The sequence below is a fragment of the Vibrio penaeicida genome (genome assembly GCF_019977755.1).
Lineage (GTDB): Bacteria > Pseudomonadota > Gammaproteobacteria > Enterobacterales > Vibrionaceae > Vibrio > Vibrio penaeicida.
In genome coordinates this window covers 35930-57110 of record NZ_AP025145.1, presented here as the reverse complement: position 1 = coordinate 57110, position 21181 = coordinate 35930, and the positions used below count along the sequence as shown (strand labels likewise).

Below are 21181 nucleotides of genomic sequence, written 5' to 3'. Positions count from 1 at the left end.
CTCATAGGGGTGCCGCCCTTTTCACTCCCTGTGTTCTAGGAATTATCATGAATTACGACATGTTAGAAGACTCCACTTGCGTGATTGGAGAGTCTCCCATCTGTGTGGAAGGTAAGATATTGGTTTGGGTCGATGCTGAATCCAGCCAAATTTATCAGCTTGATCTTCAATCAAAGAAAACACACAACATTCACGTAGGGTTGCCTGTCACAGCTATTGCGAAAATTAAAAAATCGGGATGGCTGTTGGTGACCAAGATAGGCATTTACGCGTGCGATCCAAATTTCCAACGTTACGAATACCTCGGAAACCCAGTTAAAAACAATCCCAAGTTGAGACCCAATGACGGAGTCGTCAGCCCAGCAGGCGATCTTTGGTTTGGCACAATGAATCAAGAGGAGCTCGAAGCACCGGACGGAGCGCTGTTCATTTTGCATAAGGAAACGATGCAAATTCAGCAATTGGATTGCGGCTTCTCTGTCACCAATGGCATTGCGTTTGACGTAAAAAATCACTGTGCCTACGTGAGCAATATGTTTCAAAGGAAAGTGTATCGATACCAGTTAGATACACGCTGGAAAGCCATTCAATCGAAGCGCGGTTTCGTTGAGCTCCCCCAAGGAACAGGGCTACCTGATGGTCTAAAAGTCGACTCTAAAGGCAGGCTTTACATTTGTCATTGGGGTGCGGGCATCATTACGGTTTATCAAAGCGATGGGCAATATGTTCAAAGCATCCCTTTACCCATTCGACACGCCACTCGCTGTACCTTTATTGATAACGGTTTGCTCGCACTTACCACTGCCTCCTACAACATGACAGAGCAAGAATTACAACGCCAACCCTTATCTGGTACAACACTCAGAATCGACTTGGGAGCGGATGTGAGCGGCACTGATTTTGAATTTGAGGCGCAAATATCCCCGTAGCACATTCACTCACACGCAAAAGATAACAAAGAAGTTGCACTTTACTCTTCGCGAGAGTAGCGTTTTTAGCATCTATAGTTTGAAAATAATCAGATAAGAATGTTCACGAAACACATTGATGATGAAATCCAGCTAGCACTGGTACAACCCTCATTTGCAAAGGATTTTCTAAGAATTCGCAACGATAATTTAGATTATCTCTCTCAATGGCTAGCGTGGCCGCCACACTGCGATAACGAAGACGCTTTTTTGAGCTTTATTCGCATGTCTTTACAGAATTACGCTGAAGGAAAATCGCTTACCTGCGTCATCATTTATAAGGGCTATTTGGTAGGCGCGGCATCACTCAATTCGATTGACCACAATTTGAGCCGCGCTGAAATTGGTTATTGGCTTGAAGCGTCTGCGCAGGGAAACGGGATCGTTACCCGAGCATGCCTTACACTGTTAGACATCATTTTCGAAGAATTAAAATTAGAGAAAGCCCAACTGCATGCAGCCGTAGACAATCAAGCAAGCCGCGCGGTTGCAGAAAGGATAGGCATGACATTAGAAGGCGTTATTACGCGCAATGAAAACCTCAATGGGCGAGTCGTTGATCACGCGGTATATGGATTACTGAAAAGCCATCGGTGATTACACTCTCAATTCAGATCAACCTATAAAGCAAGTCAACTCAACAAAATAAAAAGCGCCCCCTCAATAACGAGGGGGCGCTTTTGTGTTTCTATTTCATTATGTTTCTATCTCATTTTGTCGCCATGAGATACCCTGAATTTATTCAGCTTTGGTGAAATCACCATTTGGCAATATCGACCTTCAGGGTTAGCGCGGTAATAGTTTTGGTGCTTTCCTTCCGCCTTATAGAACTGCTCATATGGGGCGACTTCAGTCACTATCGGGTGTTCAAACTCTGGCGATAGCGTCTCTATGACAGATCGGGCGGTTTCATCCTGTTCATCGTCATGGGTCAGAATGATACTGCGATATTGCGTACCCCTATCTGCTCCTTGGCGATCCGGCGTTGTTGGGTTATGAGTGGTTAAGTGAATTTCAACCAAATCAGCAAAGCTGACTTCGTCGGAATCAAACTCAATTTGCACCACCTCAGCATGCCCCGTCGTACCATTACACACTTCACGGTAAGCGGGATTTTTGGTGTGCCCACCACTGTAGCCACTGGCTACCGATTTAACACCGCGGACTTGTTGGAATAACGCTTCTGTACACCAAAAGCAGCCACCACCGAATGTTGCTACTGACATTGTCATAATTACCTCTCTTATTCCGCTTTCTTTAACGCGACGGCGTTCATGCAATAGCGCAGCCCACTAGGAGGCGGACCATCTGGGAACACATGCCCTAAATGGGCTTCACAGGTATTGCAGGTCGTTTCAATGCGGCGCATACCATGAGACTCATCCATATGGTATGCAATGGCATTGGCTTTGACAGGCTGGGTAAACGATGGCCAGCCTGAACCGGATTCGAATTTCACACTGCCATCAAATAGCGATGTTCCGCAGCACACACAATGATAAATCCCGGGTTCAAATAGGCTGCACGATTCACTGCTGAATGCCCTTTCGGTGCCTTTTTGCCTAGTGATCCGAAACTCTTCATCCGTCAGCTGCGCTTTCCATTCCGCTTCCGGCTTGTGAATCACTCTGTCTGGTTTCAGATTGCCGTTGCTTGCATATTCAATCACACTTTGCCAATTCAACATGATGGGTACCTCGGTGTCGGATCTCTGTTTTATAGCCCATATGAAAGGAATACGATCAGATCGTACTCGCACTATGAACGAGAACAAATTAGAGAATTAGAATTAGGGTCTGCTGACCAAGATAAGGAATTACCCGCCCCGAGATTTGGAGCAGGTAATGATTAGACCGAGGTGGTTAAGAATAAATTTCAGCGGTTTTTTGAATGCTAGCAACCATGGCCGATAACCCTTGAGAACGGGTTGGTGTGATGTGCTTGTGCAGTTCAAGCTCTTCAAACCATTGGTTGATATCGAAGTCTAAAATTTCCTTCGATGTTTTACCTTCAAACGCAATAACCGTTACGGCTATCAGCCCTTTCACGATGGCTGCATCGCTGTCGCCAAAAAAATGGAAAGCGCCCTTTTCGTCTTGAACTTGATCGAGCCAAACTTGGCTTTGGCAACCTTTGATCAAATAGTCGTCCGTGCGTTTGTCGTCTGATATGGCGTTCAGGCGGTCTCCCAGTTCAATAATGTACAGGTAGCGCTCTTCCCAATCCTGACAACGGTTAAAGTTCTTAACGAGCTTTTCTGGCGTCATGTTTTATCCTAACAAGAGATTTATTCGTTTGAGTCCTGCCACGAGGGCATCAATATCTTCGCGCGTAGTATACATGGCAATGGATGCGCGACATACCGCAGATTGACTCAATGACTCCAGTAGAGGCATGGCACAGTGATGACCAGTACGAATTGCGATGCCATATCTATCTAAAAACGTACCTACATCATAGGCGTGATGATTGCCTAAATTGAACGGAATCACACCTGCACGATGACTTGGGTTACCGTAAATTTGAATATTCTCAATGCTTGCCAGTTGAGTTAAGGCGTAATCCATTAACTCGTTTTCGTACTGGGCAATGGTATCCAGCCCCGCCTCTTGGACATAATCAATGGCTTCGCCTAACCCCAGAATACCTGCGATGTTAGGTGTGCCAGCTTCAAATTTCCAAGGTGCTTGGTTGAAAGTCGTACCCGATGGAATGCAGACTTTGTCTATCATTGCACCGCCGCCTTCCCAAGGCTCCATCGCGTCTAGCAAGGTTTTCTTGCCGTACAGAACGCCAATACCTGTTGGTCCATAGAGCTTATGAGCTGAGAATACGTAAAAATCACAATTCAACGCTTCAACATTTACGGTTTCGTGCATTACGGCTTGTGCACCGTCTAACAGCACTGGAATGCCGTTTTTGTGTGCCAATTCCGTAACGTCTTCAATAGGCGTTCTAGAACCCAGTACATTCGAGATGTGTGTTACCGCCACCAAAGCCGTGTTTTCGGTCAGTAACGGTTCCAATGCGTGAATGTCTAGCTCGCCGCGTTCATTCGCTTCCCAGACTTTCACGGTTAAATTGAACTGCTCTGCCAGCATTTGCCAAGGGACGATGTTAGCGTGATGTTCTAAGCGAGAAATCACGATCTCACTAGGCTGGTTACCTTTCAGACGCAGTAGCGGTTTCAAAAACCCATTAGCAACTAAGTTAATGGCTTCCGTTGTGCCTTTAGTGAACACGATTTCGTCACGAGACTGAGCACCTAAAAAAGCACGAGCCTTGTCGCGAGCCTGTTCCATTTTATCTGTGGCGTTGGCGCTGAGTTGATGCACGCCGCGATGAACCGACGCATATTCGTCCCGATAAAATCGGGACATGCGGTCAATGACTCGGTTTGGAGTTTGTGCGCTAGCCGCAGAATCTAAATACACAAGAGGCTTGCCGTCGACTTCCTGGTTCAAAGTAGGAAAATCCTGACGCCAACCTATTCCTTGTGATGTTTCTGCTTGGTTATCTTTCACACTGTTACTCATTACAAGTCCAATTTCTGTTCGATCCGACGAATGATATGTTGCTGCACTTCTGGGTGTTCGATCTCATCAGTCAGTTCACCTGCAAACGCAAACGTAATCATCTTTTCAGCCTTGGCTTTAGGGATTCCGCGAGCTTGAAGGTAGAACACTTGGCTCTGATCAATTTGCCCAGTGGTAGCACCGTGGCTGCATTTCACATCATCGGCATAAATTTCTAATTGCGGCTTACTGTTGATCTGGGACTTTTCGCTTAGAAGCAAATTGTGGTTGTCCATTTGACCATCGGTTTTGATTGCACCTTTATCGACATAAATCATGCCGTTAAAGACACCAACACCGTTGTCTTTACCAATCACTTTATGCGTTTGGTGGCTATTACAATGTGCCGCTTTGTGGCGAAGATAGGTTCTGGTGTCAAACACCTGATCCTCTTTCGGCAAAGTTAAGCTGTTCATTTCAACTTCACCGCCCTGACCTTTCAAAATGCCGCTGGTGTTATGCCTTACCAACTTACCTTCCAGTAAGAAAGTATGGCTTGTCGCGCGGCTATCGCGGTACAGAGTAATATCATTGTGACCAAAATGATGTTGCTCAGCACTTTCTTCAATCAACTTAATGTGCTTAAAGTTAGCGCCATCACTGACATTCGCAGTTAGCCGTGAGCAAGTCACACCGCCACCTTGCTTCAGAGACACGTGATGCTCGTAAACATGGCATTCCGCTAGTCGGCTAAGCTCAACATGATGTCGGTAGCTACAAAGCTCACCGTCACCACCAGAATTCAGATGAAACAGATAAATCGGTTTCTCAAGCTGAGTATCGTTACCCACTTGAACATAAATACCAGCAGTAGCCGTTGCGTCCGTAAGCGCAGAGAACGCTTCTTGATTGATGTTGCTAGACAGTTGGTGCTGAGCTGCATCATCCAATTCGTTGATGTCTTTAATGACGGTATTCGGGATATCGTCAGACAATTCCGATATCAGTTTTCCATCAAAGAAAACCAAACGATAGCAATCAAAACTCATGCTGATGCTTTCAAATGAAATGCTATCAATGCTGTTTTGTGCAGGTGCGCGGTGTGATAACGCTAGGAAATCATCCAGAGGCGTGTACTTCCAGTCTTCGTGTTTAGCATTCGGGATCCCCCAAAGCGCTAATGACTGCCAGCTATTTTCTTGCCAGCTAGACTGACCCGCAAGAGAGCGAAGACGCGTTAACGCCACATCTCTACTCTTCTCCGATAATCCAACCATAACCTTTGTCCTCTAACTCTTTCGCCAAGGTGTGATCGCCAGATTTCACAATTTTGCCTTTGTACAGAACGTGAACAAAGTCAGGTTTGATGTAATCAAGAATACGCTGATAGTGAGTCACCACGATGAAAGAACGGTTGCCGTCGCGCAATGCATTCACACCATCCGATACCGCTTTAAGTGCATCAATATCTAGACCCGAGTCTGTCTCATCAAGAATACAAAGCTGTGGCTCTAGTACTGCCATTTGTAGGATGTCGTTGCGTTTTTTCTCGCCGCCAGAAAACCCTTCGTTTACAGAACGGTTAAGCAGATCGACAGGCATTTTCAGCAAGTCCGCTTTTTCTTCTAGTAGGTCTTCAAAATCGAAGCGGTCCAGTTCAGGCTCACCACGGTAATCACGGATGCCATTCAGTGCAGTTTTCAGGAACAACTTGTTGCTCACGCCAGGGATTTCTACTGGGTATTGGAATGCAAGGAATACACCTTCACCAGCGCGCTCATCGGGATCAAGATCCGCTAGATCTTTGCCTTTGAACAGGATTTCACCATCCGTGATTTCGTAATCGTCTTTACCAGCCAGCGTAGAAGACAACGTACTTTTGCCTGAACCGTTTGGTCCCATAATGGCGTGTACTTCGCCTGGCTTGATGGATAGGTTAATACCGTTAAGGATTTGGTTATCCTCAACACTGGCTTTTAAATCTTTAATTTCTAACATACTGGGTTAGCCCACGCTGTGTTCTAAACTGATGGAAAGGAGTTTTTGTGCTTCAATAGCGAATTCGAGCGGCAACTCAGAGAATACATCTTTGCAGAAGCCGTTAACGATCATCGAAATAGCATCGTCTTCACTGATACCACGTTGAACGCAGTAGAAGAGCTGATCTTCACCGATTCGAGACGTCGTCGCTTCATGCTCAACCTGTGCAGTAGAATTTTTCACTTCTACGTAAGGGAACGTATGCGCACCACAATCAGCACCGATAAGCATTGAATCACACTGGGTAAAGTTTCGAGCGCCTTCCGCACTTGGCAATACTTTCACCAACCCGCGGTAGCTGTTTTCACTCTTACCCGCAGAGATACCTTTAGAGATGATGGTCGACTTGGTGTTCTTACCAATGTGGATCATCTTGGTACCGGTGTCGGCTTTTTGGTCGCCATTAGTCAATGCAACCGAGAAAAACTCACCGACAGAGTTATCACCCTTAAGGATAACGCTTGGGTATTTCCAAGTAATCGCAGAACCCGTCTCTGACTGCGTCCAAGACATTTTGCTGTTTGCGCCTTCACACACAGCACGCTTGGTCACGAAGTTCAAGATTCCACCTTTGGTACCTTCAACGCCAGAGAACCAGTTCTGAACCGTTGAGTATTTTACTTCCGCATCTTTGTGGATAATGACTTCTACTACCGCAGCATGCAGCTGGTAGGTATCTCGAACTGGTGCAGAACACCCTTCGATGTAGCTCACGTACGCGCCTTCATCCGCCACTAGAATTGTACGCTCGAACTGACCAGTCTTTGCTTGGTTAATTCGAAAATAGGTCGATAATTCACGAGGGCAACGCACACCAGGCGGAATGTAGACAAACGATCCGTCAGATGCAACGGCAGCATTCAACGCTGCAAAAAAGTTGTCTTTTGGAGGAACAACCGTACCTAAATACTTGCGGACCAATTCTGGATAGTCGTGAATCGCTTCACTGAACGAACAGAATATAATGCCCTGCTCTTTCAGCTCATCACGGTAAGTTGTGGTCACTGAAACGGAATCGAAAATGGCATCAACGGCCACTTCAGAACCTTCACGAACAGGCACACCTAGTTGGTCAAACGCGTCTTCCACTTCTTTGGTCAGAAATTCATTCGAACCGTCAGATTCAAGATCGCTTCCTTCACATTTGCCACAGCTTGGTGCGGAGTAATAGCTGTAGTTTTGGTAATCCAGGGATGGGTATTCCGCTTTCAGCCAATGAGGCTCTTCCATGTCTTTCCAAAGTCGGTATGCTTCCAGACGGAATTCTAGCATCCAATCCGGTTCATTCCTTTTGGCTGAAATGGCACGTACCACTTCCTCATTAATGCCTTTTTCTAAGGTGTCGTTATCAAGCTGAGTATAAAACCCTTCTTTGTATCCTTCCTTATTCATCGCCTCTTGGACTTCAGGCTGAATTTCAATTGCAGTCATTTGCTAAATACCAAAGCTCTCACCACAGCCACACTCGGCTTTGACGTTAGGATTTTTGTAGGTAAAGGTCTGATTCAGCCCTTCGCGGACGTAGTCCACTTCAGTGCCATCAAGGAATGGCATCGCAGTAAGCGCAACAAATAGAGTTGCACCATTAGATTCAAAAGAAAGGTCACCATGCTGAGGTTCATCGATTTGATCGAGAACGTACGCGTAGCCAGTGCAACCAGAAGATTTCACCGACAAATGAATTGCTTTTCCATCAGTTGAAAGCTGCTGTACACGTTTAGCTGCTGCGGGTGTTAATGTAATACCTTGCCATTGGGCGTCCTCGATTGAGAACGACTCTGCTCCGTCAGTATTAACGGATTCTCCGGTATGAGATGCCATAACCACACCTTATCGTAGTAAAGATGTGCACATGATAATGATTATCATTAGTAGGTCAACCTTACGCAAAAAAGGGTTAAGGGTGTACTTTGGCTCCGCCGAAGGTGCTTGCAAGATAATTGATGATTTCAATCGGGTCGGTTAGGGTCACGTTGTCTTCTAAGATAAGCACTGGCAACCACTGCTTATCTTCACCGATTAGCTCGACTACTTCCCTTCTCGGTTTAGGAAAATCTATTCTTCGTATATCAATGTGATCTTCCCAACTTTGGTTGACTTGAATCGCTCCTTCAATCAATGCGCAATGAGAGCAAATCCAGCTCTCCCCTTCATCTTGGAACGGCATTTTCAACACAAATAAAATAGGCTTCATGTACATTCAACTCAGTCTGTAAGAAGTGCCATGTTAATGGTTTTAGCGGGAGTGGGTCTACCCATAAAGTACCCTTGAAAGAAATCGACCCCTAATTCCATCATCCGTGCTTTTTGTTCATGTGTTTCAATCCCTTCTGCCACAATCTTGATATTTTTCGAGCGGCAATATTCTATCACCTCGAAAAGCTGTGCTTTGTTTTCTTCGGCATTTTGAATGAGTGTTTTGTCGATTTTCACAATGTCTACTTGGTGTCGTTTCACCCTTGTCATGTCACAATGCATTGAACCAAAATCGTCTAACGCAACACGGATATTAACTTGTTTTAAGTTTTCAATACCTTGTGCCATTAAAGACATTTCTGAGTTGCTGTCTTCCATTATTTCATACACCACATTCTCTCGTGGAATACCCAACATTTTTAAGCGAATAAGTAATTGTTCGATTGCGCCAGATATATTCCCTAATGTATTAAACACACAGGGAGGCGCGTTAACGAAAAGAGAGACGCTTCCCGAAGAAAACTTTGAGAAATTGATAAAGTGGACTTTGCCTGTAATCAGAAAAAACAGCATCAAGCTTTTGTGATTTTGTCGAATAGGTTTTAGATATTCTTCAGGGCTAATTACTGCCCCGTCCATATCTGTTATTCGAGCGAGACCTTCATAGGCGACAATGCACCCAGCTCTGTCAAAAATAGGCTGATACACCCCTTTAAAAATAAAGCCATCGTATTTAATGAACGCCCATCCATCAGGATCAATCTCAACCAGTTCTTGAACTGGATCATCTACAGTGTTGTAAGTTACCTTCATCTAAAGCCTAGAGAGTTAAATTTGTTATGACGCCGACATTGCTACCCACTGCGATGTGTCCCCGCTTTTTCCACTCAAGTGACTTCTACGCTCAAATAGAGCATTTGGTCCAAAGCCCAGTAACTTGAATTTACTTAGGTATATATTACGCAAACGTTTCTTTTCTATTTAGCTATAACTCAAGTAGATATATTGAACAACCAAAGAGGTTAAACAAAGACCTTGAGCCATTTAGCCACAGTGGGTTTAGTACGAAACTGAACAATTATATGTAACGGTAAATTATTAAGTTTTCGGCTCACATCAAGAAAATATCAGCAAGCGCATAAAAAAACCGTATCAAATAATCAAAAATGGAATACCAGAATCTGGTACTCAATCAATAATGCGAATCATATCAATATAAATTCGAATTCCGTTTCATATCTAAGGGCATTTCCTGTCAAAATTAGTGAAAATCTCTAACTCGTTCCTATTTTTAGATATTTATATTTGCGTATCCAAAACTCTCTTGAATTACTGTCACAAAAATGCAACTTAATAATTAAACTGGCATTTTGCAGGTTTCACAAAAATTAATAGTACGCATTCAAATTCTGACAGGGGTATTCACTTCAAACCCGCTTTTATAAAGTGTTCGTCATAACAGTCTCACTTTTGATAACTCTATTGTTACAGCATTTTTAATCCGTCTAATAGAAAGCACTGAACAGCCATAAGAGCGAAGGAAAACCTTAGCCTGATGCTGCTTAGATATTAAAAACAAACCGCAAAATAAAAATAGCGGGATAACACCTCCTCCATCCAGTTGGTAACAAATTTAACTTGCTGTAATTGGCGTATAAACGCCGTAAGAGGATGAGATGAAACTGATTGATAAAGCTCGTTTTGCTCGCACCCCAGGATATATAGTTGGAATCAAAGAAGGCACATTTGTCTGGTTTTATAATGAGTCACTTTATGCTTGGCAGCAGTGGGTACGCCAGTATCCAGCACTTCCGGCATTGAGAGTATCCGCTTGTAAAGTAAAGCTGTTAAAAGATAAATGGATGTTTACCGGAGTTATCCCATATATAGCCCTCGAAGATTCTGGCTTGGAATTTGATGAAAAAGGTCGTGTTTTCATCAAATTTGAAGCAGATTGGCGAAATTGGGAAAAATGGAAACAAAGCGCCATAGAAAGGAATGTGAGAACCATAAAGATCAGTGATTAAACCCCATGCCAGCAACCAATGCTGGCTTTTTTACTTCAGTCACCGAAGAATCTAGACATGCCTTGTAAATCTCGCTCTTTTTTAAACCGTAATGTTTATTGAAATACAAGCTCCCGCCAAGATAGCTGTTTCGTTATCAAATTCCGGCAGAAAAGGAGCATTCAATATGGTAAAAACTTTAAAAACAGTAGTATTCGGTTCTGCACTTTTTCTTTCGTTTTGCTCGTGGGCTATCGATAATCCAGACGGGGTAAACAAAGCGGAAGAATTGGACTCAAATTCGGTTGTTTATATAGAGAAAATAAACAACGCAACAGGATACCGCTCTACGCTTTTAGCATACACGGAGTACCATCAATTTCTTTCAAGAGAAATTAAAAGCACTTACGAAGATATTGCTCTGAAGCTTACAGAAACAGAAAGAGATACTTTTCAGACGTCACATGGTGCATGGGAAGTCTTTCTAAATTCACAATTCACCTTCATTGAGGAGGTATGGTCAAAAGACAATTTTGGCACGTCCTCTGCGATTGACCGCGGCCAATTTAAGGCTAAGTTGCTCAGAGATCGTTTACTCGAGCTGCAATACTATCAAATGACTTTCTAATCAAAAATGAGAATTCGACTTACGTTACCTGTGACAAATAATTACTGAAAAATACACTTTGTTGCATAACAAAAATAGAACCAATTTAGTAAGTAACGGAATTTTCACGGAGTTTAAATAGTAATTCGTTCTCTAGCTTCTACCATCAAACCTTACTCATTTGATTGGCTTTTGCACTGAACTGAACATGACCCCCAAGCGTTTCAACTTTATTCTTCTCCACTTACTTGTCTCTATTTCTGCTCTCATTAATTTACTCACGGGTTTGAGGATTCATTTGGTCTCGGATCGAACCTTATATTGGCTTTCCCCCATATTGCCTCAGGGCAACCTGCATGATCTTCATTACATAAGTGGTATCGTCCTTTTTTCTAGCGCATTGGGTTACGTTTTTTATGTTTTACGCCGCAAGAAACGGGCGACCAAAACACCCTCTTCATACCACCTCTGGGTTCAATACTTGGGCTATGTCATTACGCTTTCGGCTCTGGTTTCAGGCGCACTCTATTGGTGGCAGCTTGAATTCCTGAACTTTCAGGCTTGGCACTTTTGGTCTGCCATTGGCATGTTGTTTTTTTTGATACTGCATAGCCTGGTCTACATCATTCAATATGGGGCAAATGTGCTCAAAATGGTGGTGCCTTTTCGAACGTTAAAACAAGCTCGACTCTCATTTACGCTGCTTCTGTCATTGGGTACCGCAGGGGCTGGATGGGCATTTATGTATTCCGGCAGCCAGCTTCCTCTAACAGTAAAAAAAATAAGCATCGATACCCTAGTTAATGTAGATGGAGAATCGAGTGAAGCTTTTTGGCAAGAGGCAAAAGAAATCTCCGTTCTCACAACGGGAGGTGCCAATTTCATTGATGGGCAAACAACGGTTTCGATAAAAGCCGCAGCCAACCAATTTGAAACTTACTTTTTATTCCGCTGGAAAGACGCCACCAAAAGCCTTGCTCATCTGCCCTTATTTAAGCAAAACGGCAAGTGGGTGGTTAGGCAAAACGGGTTCCACCATTTTGATGAAACAACCTACTACGAAGACAAATTCGCTGTCATGATTTCCAGTACCTGTGGCTACGGTGCGGATGGCACAGCATATCTTGGGCGCAAGCCGTTTAAAGGCAAACCTGAAAACTGGCACGGTAAGGGCTACCACGCCAGCATGGATAATAGGATCCGCGATTTGTGGCATTGGAAAGCCGTTCGCACCAACGATATGTTTCAAGCAGACGATAATTTCTTTGGTCCTGCCAGTACACCTCGATTTGGTGAACGCCGATACACCGCAGGCTACCTTGCTGACGGCAAAGACAGTGGCGGATACAAAATGAATTGGAAATGGTACTCCCCCCATTCTGTCACTCCCAAACGACTCCCAACAGAAGCTTCATTGGTCACACGACCTCTCGCTTGGTTTGGGAGTCAGCCCTATCAAAAAACGTACGACACTTTACCTGAAGGCAGCGAGTTGCCCTCGGTTTTATACCGCTCTAACCAGTTTGAAGGGGATAGAGCCAATGTCCGCGCAAGAGGAAAGTGGGAAAACGGATATTGGACACTAGAAGTCTCCCGTAAACACGACACAGGCTCAGAGCACGACGTTGCCTTGGAAGATGGCACCTGTATATGGGTTTCCGCCTTCGATCACTCCCAAATCGCCCATACGCGCCACCATCGCCCCATACAACTGGAGTACGTGCAATGAAGTTAAGAATATTGGCTACGCTCCTCATGATTGCCGCAACGTCGATTTATAGCTACGTCAGCTTCAACATACTGCCCGTTCAACTGGAGCACCCCCGCTACGTGAAAGTCACTCACACAGGTGAGCATTTGATGCCTTGGCAAGGTCCTTGGGCGTGTGTCGCCGACGAAAAAACAGGATTGCTATGGGAAGTCAAAACCGATGACGAATCCATTCACGATGCTGACTGGACATACTCTTGGTTCAATGGACAATTAGGTGCACCCGATAAAGGGGATTGCTTCTATCAAGACGGGCGATGCGACACCCAAGAGCTGATCAAACGAACCAATTCACAAGGGTTATGCGGCAATCATAACTGGCGACTACCCACACCAAAGGAATTGGTTTCGCTGCTGCAAAACAACGACAGACCAAATCAGGCTCAGATCGCCACAGACTTCTTCCCACGTATTAAAAACAGCGATTATTGGACGATAAGTGCCAATAAATCGCTAGACCAACAGTACCGCCATTTAAAACACGGAGCACTGGCTTTCAACCTTTTTGAAGGTAAAGAGAACCCTTTGCCTTATCGCAATGCTGCCTTTGTGGTGTTGGTTTCCAAGCCACACCGCGAGGGGCATACCTCGCAGATGACATTAACGTCAATTAATCAAAGAAGTAATGAATAATAAAGGACTAAAAAATGAATTACCTCAGAACAAGCATTCTGATCGGATTATCCGCTATGGCTTGTCAAAGCTTCGCTGGAAGTGAATACCACCGTTTGGTTTGGGATGGGTCGCCATCATCAAAAGCCACGATTGGGTTTTCCCCGACAACAAGCGCGAATCACCACGTAAAATATGGATTCACCACCAGCGAGCAGCAGTGGAAAAAAGCCAATGTGTCTTTTAGCCATACGTTCGCTAACTCACTGAAAAGCAGCTTTGTGCAGTTAAGTGGTTTACCAGCCAACTCTCCGGTTTACTATCGAGTGTGTGACGACGCAGGGTGTGGCGATCGCCTTTGGTTCAAAACCGCCCCAACAGACAACTCTCCGTTTGTCGCAATTGCTGGAGGCGATACACGCACAGGTTGGACAAATCGCCGCGCTGGCAACAAATTGGTTGCGAAGGTACGCCCATTGTTCATCATGCATGGCGGTGACTACACCAACCAAAACTCCGCCTCTGAAATGCGTGAATACCTAAAAGATTGGCAACTGACGTTTTCAAGCGATTTGATAGACGGGGTGAACTACAAACGTATATACCCATTCGTACCCACACACGGTAACCATGAAGACGACAACTACAGCACTGTTTGCCAAGTCTTTGGTGCCGATTTCGATGGCAATAAAACGTGTAACCCTAAAGATACCTATGGTGCGTTTAACGTATCACCACTGCTGCGTGTTTATACCCTTAATAGCCAGTTTAAAGACAGCGGTTGGTCTAGCTACGCAACAGCCATGAACAATTGGCTAAGCCAAGATTTAGCAGCCAGTGCCAGCTCTGCAAAATGGCGTATGGCGCAGTATCACAAACCGATGTATCCGCATTATTCTGGTAAGCGCGACAACACCATATTGGTTTCTTGGTGGGCAAATTTATTCTATCAACACAAAATGAATTTGGTGGTGGAATCGGATACGCACATTAATAAAGTCACCGAAGCATTGAAGCCTTCTGGTTCTAACTTCACCGCAACCACTTCTGGCGGTACTGTTTATGTAGGCGAAGGCAGCTGGGGTGCTCCTGCTCGAAGCGCTAACGATCCGAAAAGCTGGACCATTGATTTGGCCAGTATTCAACAATTCAAGGTCTTAAGTGTTAGCCCTAACACATTAGAGGTTCGTACCGCACAATTTGGTTCGGGTGCCGAAACCCTAAGCCGAGAGCAGCGCAATGCAAACCCTCTCGCACTGCCAAGTGGCGTGAACTGGTGGTCGGCATCTCAGATTGGGGATGTCCTTAAACTCACCCGAGCCTCCAACAACTTATCAGTGATTGATAAAGGAATAACGCCACCACCACCGCCTCCACCAACAGGCAAAGAACTGGAAAACGGCAAACCAGTAACTGGGATCGCAGCGTCTAAAGGTCAAACCATTACCTATACATTGGCTGTCCCTGCCGGTGCAACCAACCTTAACATCGCCACCAGCGGCGGTTCGGGTGATGTGGATCTGTACGTTAAACATGGTGCCAAACCAACATCGAGCAGCCATGATTGTCGTCCTTATAAAAGCGGTAACGACGAATCGTGCTCATTTGCCACACCAAAGGCTGGCACGTACTACATCAACTTAACCGGCTACAGCGCGTTCTCTGGCGTGACGCTAAAAGCTAGTTTCACTAAAGGAACGGGTGGCGGCGGTGGTGGCACAACCTGTAATACAGCTGGGATCAATGTTTACCCTAACTGGCCACAAACTGATTGGGCAGGCAACCCGAGCCATGCAGGAACGGGCGATAAAATCGTCTACCAAGGGAAAATCTACCAAGCCAAATATTGGACAGATTCCGTCCCTGGCAGCGATGGCAGCTGGGATCTGGTTTGCGGGCAGTAAGCTAAAGTGTAAATAATTAACCGAAGTTCAGGGCTTTAAGTATTCGGTTTTCATAAACAAACCCCTCGATTTCCTTCGAGGGATTTGCTTTACCTATAACTCCGCCATAATTGGTGTGCATAGATATTAACTCCGATCACGTGTGCTCCCAAGGGCGCGCTTACTTGGGTACAAAGGCATTATCGGTATATAAATTTGAAACATTTGATCGCTAATAGCCTCTTATTTAGGTGCAGCTTTTGATCTAACTATCAGAGATAAAACCTTCTTACCTCGCTTCCAACTTACTCTTTAGATCGTACAATGCGATTTGCAATACGTCATCATAACCCTTCAGAATGCGAGCTTTCTTGAGTTCAACAGTAACATCCGGTTTAATTCCTATACCTACGAACTCTTCACCACTTGGGAAGAAGTCGTGCTTAACACATATTATGCCTTTTCCTCCTCCAGGTAGATCGAAGCTCATTGGCTGACCTGTACTGGAGTTTGTTGTTTCTCCATATTTAGTAAACCGCTCCAATTTGTTTAAGTACACGAGAAAATCTAGTGCGGCCGAACCAGTGTTTCGCCCTATCAACACATGAGTAGGTATATTTATCGCTTTGCCATGGGGCGTTAGTGTTTTCCCATTGCCATTGAACCAATGTTCGGAAGTCCGTCCTTTTCTCGCCTCATTATATGAATTACTGATTCTAGTTTTCCAAGAAGAGCTCTGAACTTCTTGATTTATTAAATAAGGTATAATCTTATTCACGACGGAGGTATCACCTCCTCCATTCGCCCTTAAATCAATAATCAACCCTTTTGCTTTAGTTATGTCTTCGAATACTGACATAAAACTAGTAAATACATCATCACTTCTTAAATTGTTGATTGAAACATACGCAATGTCATCGCTTAACATGGAAAATTCAACTGATTTTCTTTTGGGTTTAAATATATCCACATGATCAATAGTATCATCGTATGACTTTGAATTTCTTGTCAGTTCGGCTTTTCCTAACTCACCTGATGGTCGCCTATAAGTTATATTAACCGTTGATCCCGCAAGCCCCATAAATGCATTTGAAACTGATAAGTTCCAACGATCACGATAGGAAGAGCCGTGCGAATAAGGAAACACTTCCATTGCTAAATAATCTCGAACAGGTATTTCTTCAACCTCTAAAACCGTAGAACCCAAGGGAATAGCACCAATATAGGATTGACCTACACTGGTCACCAGAATCTCACCTTCGATTTCATTTAGATAAACATCTGGCCAATCGATATTTTCTCTAAAGTGCTGCAGTGGAGGGAATACTTTAGTATGACCATCATTTAGCAAAGCAGAAAATCTAGATAAAGCTTTATAGTAATCATGAATACCATCCATATCCGCGACCTTGCTGATGTACTCTATATATGATTCATCTAATTTAGAAGCCACATCAGTGTCAAGAAAAACAAAATGCTCTTTTGCATTACTCCATATTAATGACAGCCCATAAATTTTCTCTTCTAAAGAAATATCCTCATACTTACCATATGTAATAGAAGGGAATATAAAAAATATAAGAATGATAGTCTTTCTGATAAGGGAACTAGTAATATTCATGATGTTTATACATTAACAACACTAATAGTGTTATATTTATTTTTAAGGTCATGAAGGGGACGCCTCATCGACTCCCAATCCAAATTTATTAGGCTATTGTGCCATTCGTTAGCTAGCTTTATATTAAGATTTAGTTTTCCATCTCCACTGATATGACCAACATGGTTTGCCTTGCTATCTAAGGCGACTGTACACATAGATACAATTGATCCCGGATTAATGACCCAATGATTAGGTATCGCTGCATAGCATATATATCTATCTTTATTTTTGTTATCTGTGATTTTTTCAAAGTGCTTACGATATTCTACTTTAGCTAAAGGCAAACCATTATATACTTCCTGACCTTCAGTTATGAACTTATTGCGAATGTATCCATCATTTGGAGAATATACTTTTACTATACCGGAGCTTGGATTCACATAGCCTAAGACTTTAATTTTCCGACCATATTCAAAAAAATAAGTAAAGGTAAGTATAGAAAAAACCAAAAACATGGAAATATAGATTACAAACTCATGCTGTTCAGTAAGAATTTTTCTACTTGCTCCATAGTTAATATATTTTTTCTCCCAGTACTTCTTTTCTAAATAGATCCACGACAACCCTCCATTTATTTTAATACTATCATTAATGAATTAAATTAATTTGATCACAATCAAAACAGCACACCTTCGATCTAATGATAAAAATATAAATACAAATATAAGTCATGTTTAAAATAAATATGTTAAACAAGTTAATCCTAATATTTATTCTTACTATTAGATGGAGTTCTTGTTTTTTTATTAGAAGAAACTTAGATAGATAAAGAAAATGCACCTTTTCTTTACATTAGCATCAAAGATCTTTAACAAATGTTATATTTCACTCCTTCCATTAACTTCGTCTCTTAATTGGAAAAATTAGTGCGATATAAACAATCTTTAAACGTCATAATGTTTTTTTTACGTTTACCAAATAGCCATGTCACCATTCATGTAGCAATGGAAGCTTGCTCGATGACTGATTAGACCAAGTACTGGACAGGCTCCATCCCTGGCAGCGATGGCAGCTGGGATCTGGTTTGCGGACAGTAATCGCTAGTACCAACATCAACACTAAGTACACGTAAGCTAAGCCCGCGAGAATAATCGCGGGCTTTTTAATTGTCGTCAAAAGCGGCTCTCTCCACTCAAAATCAGCGACTAATCTGCAGGCTTTGGATACCTGAATTCAATTGTGGATAGAGATTGAGCCTCACTAGAAGGAGGATGGTAATGCCAGCAGGTACACCAACCTAGATACCGAAACCAAGGAGAGGGTCGATGAAAGGATTAAAAGGAAAAGTCGCCATCGTGACCGGTGGCGTCACAAAAATTGGGCAAGGGGTCGTCAATACTCTGCTCGAATATGGTGTGAAAGTGGTGGTATTTGATATTGCGCCAGCCCCTTACACGGATAACAAAAATGTAAGCTACGTCGAAGTCGATATCACAAACGATGAAAAGCTAAACAGCAGCATTGAAGCCACCATGCGAACCCACGGAGGCATCCACTTCCTTGTCAACCTAGCCGCAACCTATTTGGACGAAGGAAAAGAATCCAACCGAGAAGATTGGCTTAGTGCTCTCAATACAAACCTTGTCAGCGCCATAATGATATCCAATGCCGTTCGCCCCCATATGATGGCACTAGGTGGTGGTTCGATTGTGAATTTCACCAGTATTTCCTCTTCCATCGCGCAAACCGGTCGCTGGCTCTATCCCGCTTCCAAAGCCGCACTGCTTCAAGCCACTCGCAGTATGGCAATGGACTTTTCTCCTGACGGCATCCGTGTCAATTCCGTTTCTCCAGGCTGGATTTGGTCAAGAATCATGGATGAATTGACAGATGGAAATCGAGAAAAAACCGATTCAGTCGCCGCGGATTTTCATCTCGCGGGTCGAGTCGGTACACCAGAAGAAGTATCCCAAGTTGTGGCATTTTTGCTGTCCGACTTATCCAGCTTTGTCACAGGCTCGGATTATTCGGTGGATGGCGGCTATTCCGCAATGGGTCCAGAACAAGCAAAACCCGCCATTCCTCGCTTGGCAGAGTAAGAAATCAATTGAGACTTAACAGAACGATGAGACATCTAATTATCAAAGGAGTGAAATCATGAGAAGCATCGCCATTGTAGGGGGAGGACAAGCCGGTCTCCCTTTAGCTATTCGACTTTTAGACAATGATTACCGCGTGACGGTAATCACCAACCGAACACCAGAAAGCGTGCGCGATGGAAGAGTATTGTCCAGCCAGTGTATGTTTGATGACGCGCTTCAAATCGAACGGGATTCCGGTTTAAACCTATGGGAGAGCAATTGCCCGAACGTTGATGGCATCGGATTTTCCGTTCCTCACCCTGAAATCGCAGGGGAAAAAGCCATAAGCTGGAGCGCTCAACTAGACAAGCCAGCCCAAGCCGTCGACCAGCGCGTTAAAATGCCGATTTGGATGGAACTATTTGAATCCAAAGGAGGCAAGTTGGTCATTGATGACGTCGGTGTTCCAGAACTAGAAAATCTCACCGCCACTCATGACCTCGTGCTCCTTGCCGCAGGGAAAGGGGATGTCGTTAGGCTATTTGAGCGCGATGAAGCTCGCTCTGCATTCAGTAAGCCACAACGCGCACTTGCCCTAACTTACGTTAATGGCATGAAAAAGCAGGACGATTTCAGCCAAGTCGCGTTCAATTTGATTCCGGGCGTGGGTGAGTATTTTACCTTCCCAGCTTTTACTACGTCAGGTCCTTGCGACATTATGGTGTTTGAAGGTGTACCCGGCGGCCCTATGGATTGCTGGAACGATGTTAGCACCCCACAAGAACACCTCGCCACCAGTAAGAAAATCTTAGAGACCTTTCTCCCTTGGGAAGCGGAGCGTTGCCAACACACAGAATTAACCGACGAAAATGGCATTCTAGCCGGCCGTTTTCCACCAACCATTCGCAAGCCCGTGATGACGTTACCCTCAGGGCGTTTGGTGTTTGGTATGGGCGATGCAGTGGCAACGAACGATCCAATTACAGGCCAAGGCTCCAACAATGCCACCAAAGCCGCTAAAGTGTACGGCGACGCCATTTTGGCACGAGGAGAGCAGCCATTTACCGCCGACTGGATGAACCAAACCTTCGAAACTTTTTGGGAATACGCAAGCAGTGTGGTGAGTTGGACCAACAGTTTATTGCTTCCGCCTCCGCCCCATATTCTGGAACTGCTCGCGTCAGCACAACAATACCCATCACTCGCGTCAACCATCGCAAACGGGTTCAATCATCCACCGAGCTTTTACCCTTGGTGGGAAGACGCCAACTTGTGTCGAGATTTCGTTGATTCCCACTCGGTTAAAAGTGCTTAGGAGGCAAGATTTATGAGCCATAACTCAACCCACATTAGCCAAAAACCGACGAGCCAAGAACCGACGAAGCAAGGATGCGAATCTTTGCTTCCTCAAGTGCTGCGAAAAGCGCTAGGTAAATACCCAACAGGCGTTGCCATTGTAGCGACTCGAACAGCAGAAGGCGTGCCAATTGGGCTCACGATCAACTCCTTTGCGTCGCTCTCCCTCACCCCTCCTTTAGTGCTTTGGAGTTTAGGAACCCAATCCCCTAACTTGGAGAACTTTAACGACTGTGATCACTTCTCCATCAATGTGCTTTCTGGCGAGCAAGCGGATCTTGCTATGCGATTTGCCAGCTCAAAAGTTGAGAACAAATTCGATGGCGTTGGTTATGACATCAACTCTCAAGGTGTGCCTGTGATTGAGGGGGCTATCGCCACATTGATCTGTAAAAACGTCGAGCAGAACGCCGCTGGCGATCACTTACTCTTGATTGGTCACGTTCTTTCAACCGATTCAACCGAGCGCTCTCCGTTGGTGTTCCATCAAGGGAAGTTTACTTCTTTGGCGAGTGCCTAGGGCTTAAGATAGTTGCCTAAAAAT

22 protein-coding genes are annotated in these 21181 nt (G+C 44.3%); 10 read left to right on the top strand and 12 right to left on the bottom strand.

Translation table 11 applies throughout. The features are described 5' to 3' along the window. The first annotated feature begins 47 nt into the window (after positions 1–47). Both LDO37_RS18775 and LDO37_RS18770 read left to right on the top strand, forming a co-directional pair. Positions 48–929 (top strand): SMP-30/gluconolactonase/LRE family protein, encoded by an 882-nt coding sequence (locus tag LDO37_RS18775; protein ID WP_126607329.1) that lies wholly within the window; start codon positions 48–50, stop codon positions 927–929. 99 nt (positions 930–1028) lie between these two features. After that, positions 1029–1565, top strand: coding sequence for a GNAT family N-acetyltransferase (locus LDO37_RS18770; protein ID WP_126607328.1), 537 nt, complete (start codon positions 1029–1031; stop codon positions 1563–1565). 107 nt (positions 1566–1672) lie between these two features. Here the strand turns inward: LDO37_RS18770 and msrA are convergent, their stop codons facing one another. The 10 genes from msrA to LDO37_RS18720 all read right to left on the bottom strand — a co-directional run bounded on the left by msrA (position 1673) and on the right by LDO37_RS18720 (position 9532). Continuing rightward, entirely contained in the window at positions 1673–2200 is a 528-nt protein-coding gene (msrA, locus tag LDO37_RS18765) for a peptide-methionine (S)-S-oxide reductase MsrA (protein WP_104400904.1), read from the bottom strand. An 11-nt stretch (positions 2201–2211) separates the two neighbouring features. Continuing rightward, a complete protein-coding gene (gene msrB / locus LDO37_RS18760) occupies positions 2212–2655 on the bottom strand; it encodes a peptide-methionine (R)-S-oxide reductase MsrB (protein WP_126607327.1) in 444 nt (147 codons plus the stop codon). 175 nt (positions 2656–2830) lie between these two features. Further along, positions 2831–3235, bottom strand: a complete 405-nt coding sequence (gene sufE, locus LDO37_RS18755) for a cysteine desulfuration protein SufE (protein ID WP_101111950.1) — start codon at positions 3233–3235, stop codon at positions 2831–2833. Between the two features lie 3 nt (positions 3236–3238). After that, positions 3239–4504 (bottom strand): SufS family cysteine desulfurase, encoded by a 1266-nt coding sequence (locus LDO37_RS18750; protein WP_126607326.1) that lies wholly within the window; start codon positions 4502–4504, stop codon positions 3239–3241. Then, complete coding sequence (sufD, locus tag LDO37_RS18745) at positions 4504–5760, bottom strand: Fe-S cluster assembly protein SufD (RefSeq protein ID WP_126607325.1); 1257 nt, start codon at positions 5758–5760, stop codon at positions 4504–4506. The genes LDO37_RS18750 and sufD overlap by 1 nt, the downstream gene beginning before the upstream one ends. Further along, entirely contained in the window at positions 5735–6481 is a 747-nt protein-coding gene (gene sufC / locus LDO37_RS18740; protein WP_101111947.1) for a Fe-S cluster assembly ATPase SufC, read from the bottom strand. Before sufC ends, sufD begins: the two co-directional genes overlap by 26 nt. 6 nt (positions 6482–6487) lie before the next feature. Beyond that, complete coding sequence (gene sufB, locus LDO37_RS18735; RefSeq protein ID WP_126607324.1) at positions 6488–7954, bottom strand: Fe-S cluster assembly protein SufB; 1467 nt, start codon at positions 7952–7954, stop codon at positions 6488–6490. A gap of 3 nt (positions 7955–7957) precedes the next feature. Next, the gene (gene sufA / locus LDO37_RS18730) at positions 7958–8344 is read right to left on the bottom strand and encodes a Fe-S cluster assembly scaffold SufA (protein ID WP_101111945.1); all 387 of its coding nucleotides are present in this window, start codon (positions 8342–8344) and stop codon (positions 7958–7960) included. 76 nt (positions 8345–8420) lie between these two features. After that, positions 8421–8717: a DUF3088 family protein gene (locus LDO37_RS18725; protein ID WP_101112010.1), complete on the bottom strand. Its 297-nt coding sequence runs from the start codon at positions 8715–8717 to the stop codon at positions 8421–8423. 11 nt (positions 8718–8728) lie between these two features. Beyond that, positions 8729–9532 (bottom strand): EAL domain-containing protein, encoded by an 804-nt coding sequence (locus LDO37_RS18720; protein ID WP_126607323.1) that lies wholly within the window; start codon positions 9530–9532, stop codon positions 8729–8731. An 863-nt stretch (positions 9533–10395) separates the two neighbouring features. Here LDO37_RS18720 and LDO37_RS18715 point away from each other — a divergent pair. From LDO37_RS18715 to LDO37_RS18695, 5 genes are all read left to right on the top strand, one after another. Further along, positions 10396–10746, top strand: coding sequence for a hypothetical protein (locus LDO37_RS18715; protein ID WP_101111943.1), 351 nt, complete (start codon positions 10396–10398; stop codon positions 10744–10746). A 166-nt stretch (positions 10747–10912) separates the two neighbouring features. After that, complete coding sequence (locus tag LDO37_RS18710; RefSeq protein WP_126607340.1) at positions 10913–11353, top strand: hypothetical protein; 441 nt, start codon at positions 10913–10915, stop codon at positions 11351–11353. A gap of 187 nt (positions 11354–11540) precedes the next feature. After that, positions 11541–13061, top strand: a complete 1521-nt coding sequence (locus LDO37_RS18705; RefSeq protein ID WP_126607341.1) for an ethylbenzene dehydrogenase-related protein — start codon at positions 11541–11543, stop codon at positions 13059–13061. After that, complete coding sequence (locus LDO37_RS18700) at positions 13058–13735, top strand: Lcl C-terminal domain-containing protein (RefSeq protein WP_126607342.1); 678 nt, start codon at positions 13058–13060, stop codon at positions 13733–13735. The genes LDO37_RS18705 and LDO37_RS18700 overlap by 4 nt, the downstream gene beginning before the upstream one ends. A 14-nt stretch (positions 13736–13749) precedes the next feature. Further along, positions 13750–15618 carry a cellulose-binding domain-containing protein gene (locus tag LDO37_RS18695; RefSeq protein ID WP_126607343.1) on the top strand — a complete coding sequence of 623 codons (1869 nt, stop codon included), beginning with the start codon at positions 13750–13752 and terminating at the stop codon, positions 15616–15618. Positions 15619–15886: 268 nt separating this feature from the next. Here the strand turns inward: LDO37_RS18695 and LDO37_RS18685 are convergent, their stop codons facing one another. Together LDO37_RS18685 and LDO37_RS18680 are read right to left on the bottom strand one after the other, a co-directional pair. Next, positions 15887–17218: a S41 family peptidase gene (locus tag LDO37_RS18685; protein ID WP_126607344.1), complete on the bottom strand. Its 1332-nt coding sequence runs from the start codon at positions 17216–17218 to the stop codon at positions 15887–15889. Between the two features lie 5 nt (positions 17219–17223). After that, on the bottom strand, positions 17224–17823 hold the full coding sequence (locus tag LDO37_RS18680) for a hypothetical protein (protein ID WP_224055747.1): 600 nt from the start codon (positions 17821–17823) through the stop codon (positions 17224–17226). Positions 17824–18525: 702 nt separating this feature from the next. Between LDO37_RS18680 and LDO37_RS18675 the strand changes: the two genes are divergently transcribed. From LDO37_RS18675 to LDO37_RS18665, 3 genes are read left to right on the top strand one after another with little or no spacing between them, the layout of a single operon-like run. Continuing rightward, complete coding sequence (locus tag LDO37_RS18675) at positions 18526–19299, top strand: SDR family oxidoreductase (protein ID WP_126606553.1); 774 nt, start codon at positions 18526–18528, stop codon at positions 19297–19299. Positions 19300–19357: 58 nt separating this feature from the next. Next, positions 19358–20596, top strand: a complete 1239-nt coding sequence (locus tag LDO37_RS18670; protein WP_126606552.1) for a styrene monooxygenase/indole monooxygenase family protein — start codon at positions 19358–19360, stop codon at positions 20594–20596. 12 nt (positions 20597–20608) lie between these two features. After that, entirely contained in the window at positions 20609–21157 is a 549-nt protein-coding gene (locus LDO37_RS18665; protein WP_126606551.1) for a flavin reductase family protein, read from the top strand. The last annotated feature ends 24 nt before the right edge of the window (positions 21158–21181 follow it).